Source organism: Caldibacillus thermoamylovorans (assembly GCF_000751775.1).
GTDB lineage: Bacteria > Bacillota > Bacilli > Bacillales > Caldibacillaceae > Caldifermentibacillus > Caldifermentibacillus hisashii.
Genome location: NZ_CCRF01000098.1, coordinates 1 through 13,526, shown reverse-complemented (window position 1 = coordinate 13,526; position 13,526 = coordinate 1). Strand labels below are relative to the sequence as shown.

The following is a 13,526-nucleotide window of genomic DNA, read 5'->3' as shown; positions in this document are numbered from 1 at the left end:
AGGTGTGTTAATGATGAGAAAATGGCTACTTTCTATTGTTATTGTAACCTGCTTTCTATTGACTTCTTGGACCTCAGTCAGCGCGAATACTTTGCAGGAAGAACGTAAAGTTGGTGAAAATGCCTATATTGATGTATCAGTAGCTACTTTATGGACCGAACCTGGTATTACTCGGCCTGTTGATGAACCTTCCATTACGAATCCTGTAGACATGTGGAAATGGACAACATCGATGACTTATGATGAAAAGCTTTGGCTTGTTGGTAATTTGGAAACTCAAGGATTACTTGGTACAGAAGTGACCATCCTTGAAAAACAAGGAGATTGGGTAAAGGTGGCTGTACATGGTCAACCAACTCCACGAGAAGAGGCTGGGTATCCTGGTTGGATGCCAGCAAACCAATTAACAAAAAATGAGCAATTTGAAAAGTTTTTAGAGAAAAGACCTTTTGCCCACATTTCTTCACCAACAGCATTGTTATATGATGATCCAAATTTCGAACAGGCTTTCATGGAAATTAGTATCAGTACGAGACTTCCTGTCATCGCTGAAACAAAAAATGCCGTTAAAGTTGCAACGCCAAGTGACGGCCAAAAATGGCTGAAAAAGGAAGACGTACAAGTTTATCATTCTGTTAAGGATATTCCGAAACCAACAGCAGATGATTTACTCGATACAGCATACCAATTTTTAGGTCTCCCCTATCTTTGGGCTGGTACATCTGGCTTTGGCTTTGATTGTTCTGGATTTACCCATACTATTTATAAAGTCCATGGAATCACAATTCCACGCGATTCATCTGTTCAAGCTGTTCAAGGCACACCTGTCGCGGAAGAAGACTTGCAACCTGGCGATTTGATTTTCTTTGCATATGATGAAGGAAAAGGACGAGTCCATCATGTAGGTATGTACATTGGGGGTGGAAAAATGATCCATTCACCAAACACAGCTTCTACAGTACGCATTGATAATTACCGTGCGCCCGGATATGGTGAGGAATACGCTGGGGCTAGACGATATCTTGAATAATTAAAAAAATCCAGTAAGAGGCCAGCTATTATTTGGCTAGCCTCTTCTCAAACCACCGTACGTATGATTCTATATACAAATACACTTCAATATAAAGAAGCCTCGCTATCTTTTCCCATTCACACTTATCCATTTTTTATCTGGATTTTCATAAAACTCTACTGTAGTAAATCCGGTATCTCTAAATAGTCTCGCTATTTCTTCCATTGTTTTATAAGCTTTCATATGTTAATTAACTTTATATACTTCGGCACTAGTGTTGCATTAATTTAAATTAACTATTAAAAATACGCAAAATCTTCAATTTTATTATTTAGAACAAAGAAAAAGTTCTTTATAATGGAAATCGTTGGTGGTAATCCGTCCAAATCCATTAAAAAGGACCAAACTCATGGACAAGATTGCACGAAAAAATTCATTTGGACAATGGTTTTCACCGATAAATCTGAAAGTTTTAGATGAAAACGTGAAAACAATGAAATTAGATTTCTATACAAAAAAATTAACGACAGAGTCATTTCTTAAATTATTACTTTTTGCACAACTTAAGGAAGTTGAAAGTCTTCATGCATTGGGCGATTGCCTTTTCGATGACCAACTTCAAAAGGCAGTAAACCTTGATTCTATAAGTATTTCTCAGCTATCTCGCCGATTAAATGGCATGAATCCAGATCTGTTTCAGTCGCTTTTCCTTGATCTAGTCGGACAAATTCACGCTAAAACACACTACACAAAACGAATCATGCCGTTAAAAATTATTGATTCAAGCACATTACCACTCAATTTGACCAATCATAGGTGGGCAAAGTTCCGTAAGACAAAGGCGGGGGTAAAGTTACATTTACGCCTTGTATTTATGGAAAAAGGAACTTCTTACCCTGAAAAGGCCGTGATAACAACGGCAAACGAACACGATCGTGGTCAGCTTGAGATTATGGTGGACGACAAGGAATGCATGTATGTGTTTGACCGAGGTTATCTAGACTACGAAAGATTTGACCGTTTGACAGACGATGGTTACTTTTTTCTTTCAAGGCTACGAAAAAACGCAGTTGTACGGGAGGTTTATGATTTTAAACTACCCGAGGGTTCATCTGTTTTATCGGATCAAATGGTCTTGATTGGAACGACACAAAACTGAGCTGAAAACTACTTTCGCCTTCTAAAAGTAATGGATTCAAAAGGAAATGTACTCCATTTGATCACGAATCGTTTTGATTTGAGTGCCGAAGAAATTTCAGAGATGGATAAATCACGTTGGGCTATCGAACTATTTTTTAAATGGATCAAACAACATCTCAATATCAAAAAATTTTATGGTCAAAGCGAATGGGCGATTCAAGATTAAGTGTTTATTGCACTGATTGTTTATTGCTTACATATCCTCGCACAAATCGAAACAAAAAGTAAGCGTAAAATCTTGCAAATTAGTCGTTATTTAAGGGCTGCATTGTGGAAACCAGCGCATATTTGGATTCGAAAAATCGAAGGAAAAACTGTCCCTTAATCATTAAAATGTCGTTGTTGCACAAGTCTTAATTGTATATAAATTCCGAATGGATAGGGCCACCTTTAGTTGGGTATTTACTTTTTTGGCCCTGAGTTGGGAAAAGAATTAATCTGAAAATCATGATATTATTTATGCAACACTAGTGAAAATATATTTATAGACTAAATGATTGGTAATGTTCATCAAAATATTTAAACAAATGTTTGATTAAATTTGGTGTAAAGCTTCGTTACAAGGGTAGTCTGCAAAAATGCAACCGCAGCATTCTTCCTATTTGACAAGTTTTGTGTGTATGACTTCTGATCATACAAAGGTTTTTGCATAAAGAATGGCAAACGTTCAGATTCTGTTGGTAGAAAATGAATGGTAAACTTATTCCAGCATGCCATCTGATTTTTTTTCAGTCGATTCGCTTGCAGTCGTAAAAGGAGTATCCATTAGTACTATACATTTACTGATCGTAATTCATGGATTCATTATGTTAACTCCATAATTCATTGCCATTCCAACCGCCATCCTTTAACAGTCATTGACCCTTGTTTCGTTCAAAAAGAAGAATCGGGTAAGAAAATTCATACAAAACACAGCAAGAAATAATGAATTTACTTACTTTCCCACCGTGCTCTCGCTTGCTTCCCCATTCACTGTGATTCGTTCACTAATTGAAGGAGTTAATAATTTACTTTCTGCCTAACAATATTTTCCTTATACATATGCTCAACTAAACATAGGGTCAGACCCAACTTGAGTTTAAAAAACAGCCATCATTCATTTTAATGGCTGTTTTAGTCTATCAACGTTCTAAAATATTTATTTCTACTCTTTTTTCACTAATAGTAAGAACTCATTTAGTTTTCTTCGCGCTTCCGGACTTAAAGTTTTTACAGTATTCAAAAGTTGGATTAAATCGTCAGGCATTTCTTCTAGTTCTGAAGAGAAAAAAGTAGCAAGATCTGTATCTAGAGCAGTTAATATACTTTCCAACATTTCTATATCGGGAATTGCACGTCCATTTTCAAACCGGCTGATGTAAGATTGTGAAATGTTTACCTTATCCGCTAACTCTTGAGTAGTCATATTTTTTGCCTTTCTAAGCGCTTTTAATTGATTGCCAACTTTATTTTTATCCATCACACAGAACCCCTTTGACGATCATATATTTCTAGTTTACCGTGGTTTTTTATAATTCCTATATACATTTTCCTTTTAGAACAAATAGTCATAAAATGTATTGATTTTTAGAACTATATGTAATAAAATACTAATTAATAGGATTCCTCATAATTAACTAAAAATACTATTGCAATCACTTTTTAGACAGCCTAGCAAAAAATAGTAACAAAAAGTTAATTGGTTGAACAACTAGAATCCTGTTTGACAGAATAGTGGAAATAATGGGAGGTGAGTTTACCATTAATCGATTTATAGAAAAGGGAATGGAATCGAGACGAAAACCTATTTTGAAGATACGATTTACCAAGCAAAATCATGGTTAAAACCGAGAAGGATCATTATTCAATTGATCCGTCCGGCAGGTGAACTGTTCTTTACGCATTCCATTTTCGTCACAAATTTTGAAGTCGTTTCTCCTCAAGCTATCGTCCGAGCTTATCAAAAAAGAGGGACCATGGAAAACTATATCAAGGAAGCAAAAATTGGTTTTTATTTTAATCATATGAACAGCCACGCTTTATGAAGTTATCAAAGAGTATTATTAGAATTGGAAATTACCTTGAAAAGGATTCTAAACATATTATACGAGGAGTGATTTAGATGGGAAAATTAACGTCAATGCTACAAGATTATAACATGTCCCTCATTGTAAGCCTACCAAGTAATGACCTGGAGTTAGCTAAAGCTGCGATTGCTGGTGGAGCTGATGCTATTAAAGTTCACATCAATGTCAGCCACCGTGCTAGTGGTAATACCTTTGGTTCTTTAGCCGAGAATCGGAAGTTTTTTGAAGCTCTTACCCGAGAGTTTTCCGGACCCATTGGTGTTGTTCCAGGTGGGAGCATAGATCGTGTTCAAGAAGCGGAGATAAAAGAGTTAGAGGAATTAGGAATTAGCTACTATTCAATTTATATGGAGCATATGCCCAGTTTTATGCTAAATACCAGTATGGACAAAACCGTTGCTGGGCATTCTGATTTTCATTTAGATACACTTCGGAGTTTGAATGGAACGGCAATTAATGCTTTTGAAGCTTCCATTATTAATGGAGATGAATATGGAACACCATTAAACTTTCAAGATTTATTAAACTACAAGTCCATAGTGGATACGTTAGAAATGCCAGTAATTGTTCCAAGCCAAAGAAAATTAACTCCAAATGATATTCCACACTTGGCAGAGGTAGGAATTAAAGGAATCATGATTGGAGCCGTTGTAACAGGGAAGGATAGACAATCGATTGAAAGAGAAACTCGTGAAATGAGAAAAATGATAAATAGATAAGGAGATTTATAGATTTGCTTTTAAAAACTAAAATGAGGTGATTTCAGATGGTCCAAGCGATTATTATTGTTCTAATATTTTTGCTTGTTGTAGCTTTAATGATATCAAGAAAATTACCAACCGTTTTAGCGATGCCCGTTCTTGCTATTGGTATTGCACTGGTGGCTAGAATTCCGTTCTTTGAACCTGGAGAAACTGGAGATACCGGTATTTTAACAGGTGTAATTGAAAGTGGAACCATTCGGTTAGCTAGCTCATATGCCGCTGTTATCTTTGGCGCTTGGCTTGGAGAAATTATGATGAGTACCGGGATCACCAAACGAACAGTCAAGATGGCTGCTGAACTGGGCGGCGATCGTCCATTGGTTGTCACAATTTTACTTATGATTGCCACAGCAATCCTCTTTACAACGGTTGGCGGACTGGGAGCAACCATTATGATTGGGAGCATCGTATTACCAATTATGACAAGTATCGGAGTAACTGGATTAACAGCTGTCTGTTTATTCCTCTTCTCTATGGGTATGGGGCTTACGCTTAATGTTGCCAACTGGAATTTTTATTTAAGTGTCCTACAAATTGATAAAGATACAGTACAAACTTTCTCTTTAATCTTGTTATCTTTAACAGTTGTTATGGCCATCATTTTCTTGTTTATTGAGTATAAGCGAAATGGCTTCGGAGCGGCATGGCCACAAGGTAATAATAGTTTAGCTGATGAAGATTCGGGCAATCAAAAGGTGCCTGCTATTTCATTAATTACTCCATTGATTCCAATTATTATGGTCATTGTTTTTGATTGGCCAATTATTCCAGCCTTTATTGTAGCAATCCTTTTTAGTTTATTAGTTACACAAAAGTCGGTTCGAGCATTTATAAATATATTATCTAAAACGGCTTACGATGGTGTTACGAATGTTGCTCCTGTTATTATCTTAATGATGGGGATTGGAATGCTCTTAAATGCGGTCATGCATCCAAAGGTGAGCGCTATTATGTCACCATTACTTGAGTCCATAATTCCTTCTGATGGTATTGGTTTTATTTTATTCTTTGCTATACTTTCTCCACTAGCACTCTATCGTGGACCGTTAAACATGTGGGGACTTGGGAGTGGTATTGGAAGTTTAATTATTAGTCTAGGAATTTTACCCGCACCAGCAGTAATGGGAGCTTTGCTTTCAACAGAAAGGGTGCAAGTGATTGCTGATCCAACCAATACACATAACGTTTGGCTTGCGAACTATGCCGGAGTAGACGTTAACCAAGTATTACGGAAAGTACTGCCATATGTTTGGGTATTAAGTGCGATTGGTGTTATTATTGCATACTTCATGTTCCTATAAAACGAAGATTTGACATAATATCTCACCCTATAATTGAGTATTTAGTGATTGAGTGAATTTTTCCATAAAAAATGAATAGAGGTTTATGATTAATTTACAGAATATTAAAATAAAATAAAGTTACTCTTATATATATTACTACTATGGATATGAGGGGATTTGGAATGAAAGTTAGAGTAGGAATTGATGTTGGCGGAACCTTTACCGATGCAGTAGCCATAGATAATAACACATACGAATTAGTTGGTAAAGTAAAAGTGCCTACAACTCACTATGCTAAAGAGGGTGTAGCTGCTGGAATCATTCAAGCTTTAGAGAAGCTACTAAAGGAATGTAAGATTGATGTATCTGATGTAATCTTTTTAGCCCATGGGACAACACAAGCTACGAACGCTTTTCTGGAAGGTGATGTAGCAAAGGTGGGGATTTTTGCAACAGGAACAGGTTTAGAAGGAAATAAGGCAAAAGTCGATAGTAATATAGAAGACATCGAACTAGCTAAGGGACGTTTCTTGACAACGTCACACCGTTATATTGATAATACTGATTTTAACAATGAAAATATTATAAATGTTATTAGAGAACTACAGAATGATGGGGCAGAGGTTTTGGTTGCAAGTGAACCGTACAGTGTTGATGATCCACGTAGAGAAAAAATTATTATGGAATTGGCTCAAGGTCTAAATATACTAGCAACAGCAACCCATGAAGTTTCTAAATTATACGGGCTAAAGAAACGTACCCGTACAGGAGTTTTAAATGCTAGCATTCTACCAAAAATGATCCAAACCATAAACATGACGGAAAGTAGTGTGAAGAAAGCCGGAATTAAAGCCAAATTAATGATTATGCGCTGTGATGGCGGCGTTATGAGTGTTGATGAGGTACGTTCTCGTCCCATCCTTACAATGCTTTCTGGCCCTGCAGCTGGTGTCGCGGGAGCATTAATGTATGAAAAGGTTTCAAATGGTATCTTTTTGGAAGTTGGTGGAACGAGTACAGACATTTCTGTAATTAAAAATGGGAAAGTCATGATTAACTATGCAGAGATAGGTGGGCATAAAACCTATGTTAACTCACTTGATGTCCGTACAGTTGGTATTGCTGGTGGTAGCATGATTAAGGTTGAGGACGGAAAGGTAGTAGAGGTTGGCCCCCGAAGTGCCCATATTGCCAATCTTCCTTATGCTGTTTACTCGGACTCAAATGATTTGAAAAACTCAAAAATAGTTTATGTGAAAACGAATAATGATACAAATACTTATGTGGCACTTGAAAATGGAGAAGGGAATCGGTTTGCCATCACACTTGCCTGTGTTGCAAACTATCTTGGTTATGTCAAAGAGGATCACTATGCCTACGGTAACCAAGAGTCTGCAAAAATCGCTCTTGAAATCTTAGCGAGGGCATTAGAAAAGGATCCACATAAATTAGCAATTGAAATATTAGATAAAGCCGCCGAGAAAAATCTTCAGGTCATTGAACAAATGTTAAAGGATTATCAAATAGACAAAGATGGCTTGGTGATGGTTGGGGGTGGGGGCGGTTCTGCAGCAGTTGTTCCTTATTTAGCGGAGAAGCTTGGAGTTAATTTAACTATTAGTAAAAACTCAGAAGTTATTTCACCTATTGGTGTTGCTTTGGCCATGGTGCAGGAAGTCGTGGAACGTTCGATTTCAAGCCCTACAGAAGATGACATCTTACGGATTCGAAAAGAGGCGGAGGAAGCAGTCATAAGAGCTGGAGCCGAACCATCTACCGTCGAAGTACAAGTTGAAGTTGACGCGCAGCGGAATGTAGTACGTGCAATCGGTACAGGAGCTACTGAACTCCGTACGAAAGAACTTGGCAGAAGCTTATCTACTAAGGAAATTGAAGAAAAAGTAGCTGAACTCTATAATCCAAAACCAGAGAAAATAGAAGAGGTTGAAAAGACAAATGAGCTTCATGTCATTCAAACCATGAAATCTGAAAAAAGACTATTTGGACTTATGAATAAAACAAAAAGTACTATTCATGTTGTTGACAAAGAGGGTGTAATTAAACTTAGAAAAAACGAAGCCGCAGTCAAAACATTACATGTAAAAAATGTCAGTAATAAACTGATGCCAATTTTGGAGGAAGTAGTTGGATACGGGGACGGTGGGATGATGGTTCCTGATATCTATCTACTACATGGTAAACGAATTATTGATTGTTCCGGTGTCATTGATTTAAGCCAAGTTATGGCTTTAGTTAAGGTTGAAACGCAAGGTTTAAACCCAGACGATAAGATTGTGGTAATCATCGGGAAGCGGAGTGCGTAATTTATGAGTTTCTCAGTTATTTTATTGGATGATGAGGAAAGAAATCAAACCTTGTTAAAATCAGATCCTTTATTTCATAGACTCACAGAATATCAAAAAATAGAAGCGATAAATAAGGCGGATAATCTTGGTAGGGAAGCTTCAGCGTGGCTTCAAAGCTCTTACACAAATCGTGACGCTCGTGTGATTCTAGAACAAATGGGCGTTGACATTATAACGGACTATCATTCAAATGGCCCTTTCATACCATTTAGTGTATATAGGGAAAAAAATAATCGTATCATTTTGTATGTTGCAGTTGTTGAAAAATTAGTAGAACAATTGATTGTTTATACTCAAATACAACACCAAGAGGTTTTGTTAAATAAAGTAACAAATATTATCCTTTTTCATGAGTTATTTCATCATTTGGAAGCAACGAAATATGGGAGTGCTTCAAAATTAGTGAAAGTTCCAGTAATAACTTTCGGCATTATTAAGATATCAACAGGTATTCAAGCATTAAGTGAAATCGGTGCCCACACATTCGCCAGGGAGTGTGTGGGACCCATAGAATCGTACTTAGAATTTAACCTTAAGGAGGTTATGAAGAATGGACTTTAGTCAAATCCACTATTATGTTCCAACACCAAAGGATAGAAATGGAAAGGTCATTGAGAGAAATCTTGTTGTATATGGAGCTACACCTGCTGGAATCACGGCGGCCATCCAGGCAAAGCGAATGGGGTTAACTGTAGCTATTGCTGAATTTAGCTCTTATGTTGGTGGTATTACCGCGAGCGGTCTAGGTGCTGCAGATATTGGAGCCAAGGAGGCCATCGGTGGTTTGTCGCGGGAATTCTTTAAACATTTAGGAGCCTACTATGGTGAAGATGAACAATGGACATTTGAGCCAAAGGCAGCCCAATTTGTTTTTGAAAGTTGGTTACAGGACCACGACATTGATATATTCTTCAACCAGCATATTGAATCTGTACACTCGGAAAATGGAGAAATTAAGGAAATCATCATGGAAAATGGTACCTCCTTTAAGGGTTCTTATTTTATCGATGCGAGCTATGAAGGGGACTTAATGGCGAGGGCTGGGGTAACTTACTATGTTGGTAGGGAATCCAATGCTACATACAAGGAAACGTATAATGGTATACAATTTGGACATCCCTATCATCAATTTGAAAAATGGGTTGATCCCTATGTCATTGAAGGAAATCCAGAAAGTGGTGTCCTATTAGGTATTAATGAATCTGACCCCAACCTAATTGGAATCCAAGGCCAGGGCGATAAACGGATTCAAGCTTATAACTTCCGACTTTGTATAACAAAAGAACCTACAAACAGAGTCCCATTCCCCAAACCACCTGCTTATAACGCAGACCGTTACATATTATTATTACGCTATATTAATGCAGGTGTTTGGGATGCGATGAACTTAAATACGGTATTACCGAATGCAAAGACGGATCTAAACAATTATGGTGGATTTTCAAGTGATAATATCGGTATGAATTATCAATGGCCAGATGGGAGTTACGAAACAAGGGAAGCCATTTATCAAGATCACTTCAATTACCAACTTGGTATGCTTTATTTTCTAACTAATGACAAAAGAGTCCCACAAAATATTCGTGATGAGGTATCTGAATGGGGGCTTGCAAAAGACGAGTTTACACAAACTGGAAACTGGCCACATCAACTTTACATTCGGGAAGCGCGAAGAATGATATCTGATTATGTGATGACGGATAATAATTGCTTAGGGAATACAGTAATTGAAGATTCTATTGGGCTTGCATCCTATCAAATGGACTCCCATAATGTTCGAAGGCTTGTTATCGATGGCCGTGTATACAATGAAGGTGATGTAGAAATTCCTATATCTCCTTATCCGATTTCGTATCGTTCCATACGTCCTAAATCAGAGGAGTGCACAAATTTACTTGTCCCTGTATGTTTATCTAGCTCACATATTGCGTATGGTTCAATTCGAATGGAACCAGTCTTTATGGTGTTAGGCCAATCAGCTGGGACCGCTGCAGCTATCGCTTATCGAAACCAGTCTACGGTTCAGGAAGTCGATTACGAAGAATTAAAGAGAGAGTTGCTCAAGGCCGGTCAAATTCTAGTTTGGGACGATTCCATTCAAGATGACCCGGTTGCTCGAATGAAAGCGACCTTTGGTAAAAAAGAGTAATTTCCGAAGGGTGGAACAATAAATGAAAAAGTTAAAAATTACTTTTTTTGTTACATTAGTATTTACATTATTTTTTTCAATGTTTAATAGTGTTTCGGCCTCTCAGATAAGTGAAGGTGCAGTCGCAAATTTGTTATTAGTACCTTTGGATGACAGACCTGCTAACACCTATTTCCCAACACAAGTTGGAAAGGCAGCAGGGATAAATGTTTTTACCCCACCTGAGGAAATTATTGGTTATTTTAACACACCGGGTGATACGGAAGCTGTCGCAAAATGGATCTTAGAACATGCTGATAAAGCAGATGGATTTGCTATTTCTACTAGTATGCTTGCCTACGGTGGCCTTATTGCCTCTAGAACAGGAGATAAGCCAATCGATGAGGCAATGGCTACCATTCAGGTAATAAAGAAATTAAAAGAAATGTATCCAGAAAAGAAAGTTTATATATTTGATACCATCCAACGTCTTGCGGTAACAGTGACAAGTGAGGAGTCAAGAGATTATTACGATTTAATCCGAGAATGGGCCATATTGTACGACAAAGTCCATAACCTTGGGTTTGAAGAAGATCGTGCCAGATTAGAGGAATTAGAGGAGTCTATTCCCGAGGAAGTCCTACAAGATTATTTGGCTGCAAGGGCAAGAAATCATGAAATAAACAAGTTATTAATTGATTGGGTTAATGAAGGGTATATTGATTACCTCGTCTTAGCGCAGGATGACGCTAGTCAATACGGACTTCATCGTGCGGAACGAGATATCCTTGTTGGAAAGATAAATGGGCAAGATTTAAACGATAAGGTGACGGTTTTCCCAGGTGCTGATGAAGTAGGTCTAGTTCTCGTTTCTCGATTTGTTACAGATGTTTATCGAGAGCACCCAAACGTTTACGTGGAATATGGTGGAATCCATGGATCCGAGTGGATTGCTCCTTTAGAAGATATTCCATTCTCTGAAAATGTTGAAAAGCATATTGTTGCATCAGGAGGCAAAATGGCTATCAATGAGTTCGAAGCGGATATCCATCTTATTTTAAATACACCTTCTGCTAATCAAAACGAAAGAGAACTCGATATCCGAATAATGGTGGAACGAATTGGAGGGTTAGTCTCTGATCAAGAACAAGTAGCCATCGGTGACGTTCTACTGGTGAATAAGGCGGATGAGGCATTTGTTAAAACTCTTTCTAATCAAGTAGATTTAACTAGAATTTTATCTTACAGTGGCTGGAATACCGCGGGGAACGCTCTTGGAATTACTGTTGGTCATGCTATTTCTAGAGATGCATTTCTTTCACAGCAGTCAGGATTTGGCGTCCCATATTATAAAAAAACAGCAAAAGCCCATTATGAATTTCTGCTTCATCGTTTTGCAAAAGACCAAGGTTATAAAAACGTTGTTCAACCAGCCGCAAACCAATATGTTGCTCAAATTGGAGCCAATCAATGGGATCTCGGGGAAAGTTATGATGAAGTTAACGGGTTTGTACAGGAGCATTTAACTAGGGAAACGGAAGCGTGGTATCATAACTACTTTGCTGGGAAAAAGGTCTATGTGGGCTCGCGTGGGAATAAGGACTTTTACGCAACCATCGGTCATTTGGTAAATGTCCATGTGCAACTTCCATGGCCACGGACGTTTGAGGCTGAATTAGAGCCGGAGTTGGAACTGCAATAATAGCTAAAGTAGGTCGTCTTTTTAGATAAATATTAAAATCTATGAGATGACCTTTTCTTTCAATTTTAAAGTTCTTTCAGACTTAAACTATAAAGGTGAATCCGGAACATTAGATAACTCCAATTTTCATTATTTTTTAGAAAATGAGGTAAGTGATTCCCTAATTATGTTTGAAGAGACCGCAACTCTTTAATAAAGATAGGACAGTTTACTAGTCTTGAAAAATTACTAACTTGATAAACAATTATGTTCTCTACTAATTTTTTGAAACACATGTCTATAACAAAACTTGTCTTTCTCTCATATTGTATTAACAAAAGGAAGAAGTGTAGCATATTGTCCTTATGCAAAAGTCGAGGACACTGAAAAAGTACTAACTAATCTTGCTAAACGCGATATTTAGCCATAATCCCGTGGTTTATCCTACTATATATTGTGAAAGTGAACTCATTCGAACAGTTTTTCAGTGACCACGCACGATTAGTGTTATACTAATCATAAGTTTATTCTCGAAAGAGAGAAAAGTAAGGCTGGTTCTAAGTGTTGTTTTTCAAGGGCAAGCAATTCGACTGGTCTTTTTTTCGTTGTATTATGAACATTATCGTTTCCAGTCCTTTCTAACCAAGCTAAGCATTTTTCACTCCATTCCTCCAAATTTCAAAAGACTCTATGTTTGGCAAAATCATTACTACAAATTTTACTACCATTTCCACTTTCCCTTTACTTTGAGGATCCGATTTTCTACATAAGTAAATTCGAGATTTTCTTTGGTGCTTGGTAAGCCTGAAATAAAAAAAAAACGTACCTTCACGGTACGTACTACAAATAACCGTAAAACCATGATTTTTTAATCAGATTTACGGTTATTTTACACATTCTGCTTGGATCGTTTTTGACCAAGGCAAATAGTTGTTTATATTTTCTGGGTTTCTATGAATATCTAAATTTGGTAGGTCTCTCAGTAACTTCACTAGATACTGGTAGAAATCTACTCCATTCGCTTTC

At 37.3% G+C, this 13,526-nt stretch carries 8 protein-coding genes and 2 pseudogenes; 9 read left to right on the top strand and 1 reads right to left on the bottom strand.

Annotated features, from left to right (window positions below; translation table 11 throughout):
• Positions 1 to 13 precede the first annotated feature (13 nt).
• The gene (locus BT1A1_RS15835; protein WP_034773097.1) at positions 14 to 1,030 is read left to right on the top strand and encodes a C40 family peptidase; all 1,017 of its coding nucleotides are present in this window, start codon (positions 14 to 16) and stop codon (positions 1,028 to 1,030) included.
• Positions 1,031 to 1,421: 391 nt separating this feature from the next.
• Positions 1,422 to 2,537 (top strand): annotated as a pseudogene (locus BT1A1_RS15830) (IS4 family transposase).
• An 819-nt stretch (positions 2,538 to 3,356) separates the two neighbouring features.
• On the opposite strand, the gene BT1A1_RS15825 reads toward BT1A1_RS15830, so the two are convergent.
• Positions 3,357 to 3,671, bottom strand: a complete 315-nt coding sequence (locus tag BT1A1_RS15825) for a helix-turn-helix domain-containing protein (RefSeq protein ID WP_034773096.1) — start codon at positions 3,669 to 3,671, stop codon at positions 3,357 to 3,359.
• Positions 3,672 to 3,984: 313 nt separating this feature from the next.
• On the opposite strand from BT1A1_RS15825, the pseudogene BT1A1_RS18060 reads away from it, so the two are divergent.
• The 7 genes and pseudogenes from BT1A1_RS18060 to BT1A1_RS15795 all read left to right on the top strand — a co-directional run.
• Positions 3,985 to 4,230, top strand: a pseudogene (locus tag BT1A1_RS18060) (transposase); the annotation flags it as partial.
• A gap of 83 nt (positions 4,231 to 4,313) precedes the next feature.
• A complete protein-coding gene (locus tag BT1A1_RS15820) occupies positions 4,314 to 4,997 on the top strand; it encodes a hypothetical protein (protein WP_034773095.1) in 684 nt (227 codons plus the stop codon).
• A gap of 47 nt (positions 4,998 to 5,044) precedes the next feature.
• Positions 5,045 to 6,343 (top strand): hypothetical protein, encoded by a 1,299-nt coding sequence (locus BT1A1_RS15815; RefSeq protein ID WP_034773094.1) that lies wholly within the window; start codon positions 5,045 to 5,047, stop codon positions 6,341 to 6,343.
• A 164-nt stretch (positions 6,344 to 6,507) separates the two neighbouring features.
• Positions 6,508 to 8,649: a hydantoinase/oxoprolinase family protein gene (locus BT1A1_RS15810; protein WP_034773093.1), complete on the top strand. Its 2,142-nt coding sequence runs from the start codon at positions 6,508 to 6,510 to the stop codon at positions 8,647 to 8,649.
• A 3-nt stretch (positions 8,650 to 8,652) separates the two neighbouring features.
• Positions 8,653 to 9,252: a hypothetical protein gene (locus tag BT1A1_RS17545; RefSeq protein ID WP_051989189.1), complete on the top strand. Its 600-nt coding sequence runs from the start codon at positions 8,653 to 8,655 to the stop codon at positions 9,250 to 9,252.
• The gene (locus BT1A1_RS15800; protein WP_034773091.1) at positions 9,242 to 10,840 is read left to right on the top strand and encodes an FAD-dependent oxidoreductase; all 1,599 of its coding nucleotides are present in this window, start codon (positions 9,242 to 9,244) and stop codon (positions 10,838 to 10,840) included. Before BT1A1_RS17545 ends, BT1A1_RS15800 begins: the two co-directional genes overlap by 11 nt.
• A gap of 22 nt (positions 10,841 to 10,862) precedes the next feature.
• Positions 10,863 to 12,521 carry a DUF4127 family protein gene (locus tag BT1A1_RS15795; RefSeq protein ID WP_034773089.1) on the top strand — a complete coding sequence of 553 codons (1,659 nt, stop codon included), beginning with the start codon at positions 10,863 to 10,865 and terminating at the stop codon, positions 12,519 to 12,521.
• Positions 12,522 to 13,526 lie beyond the last annotated feature (1,005 nt).

Excerpts from the sequence above, each read along its gene's own strand:
- BT1A1_RS15800 (WP_034773091.1), top strand. The coding sequence starts at position 9,242 with ATGGACTTTAGTCAAATCCACTATTATGTTCCAACACCAAAGGATAGA.
- BT1A1_RS15795 (WP_034773089.1), top strand. The coding sequence starts at position 10,863 with ATGAAAAAGTTAAAAATTACTTTTTTTGTTACATTAGTATTTACATTA.
- BT1A1_RS15810 (WP_034773093.1), top strand. The coding sequence starts at position 6,508 with ATGAAAGTTAGAGTAGGAATTGATGTTGGCGGAACCTTTACCGATGCA.
- BT1A1_RS15825 (WP_034773096.1), bottom strand. The coding sequence starts at position 3,671 with ATGGATAAAAATAAAGTTGGCAATCAATTAAAAGCGCTTAGAAAGGCA.
- BT1A1_RS15815 (WP_034773094.1), top strand. The coding sequence starts at position 5,045 with ATGGTCCAAGCGATTATTATTGTTCTAATATTTTTGCTTGTTGTAGCT.
- BT1A1_RS15820 (WP_034773095.1), top strand. The coding sequence starts at position 4,314 with ATGGGAAAATTAACGTCAATGCTACAAGATTATAACATGTCCCTCATT.
- BT1A1_RS15835 (WP_034773097.1), top strand. The coding sequence starts at position 14 with ATGAGAAAATGGCTACTTTCTATTGTTATTGTAACCTGCTTTCTATTG.
- BT1A1_RS17545 (WP_051989189.1), top strand. The coding sequence starts at position 8,653 with ATGAGTTTCTCAGTTATTTTATTGGATGATGAGGAAAGAAATCAAACC.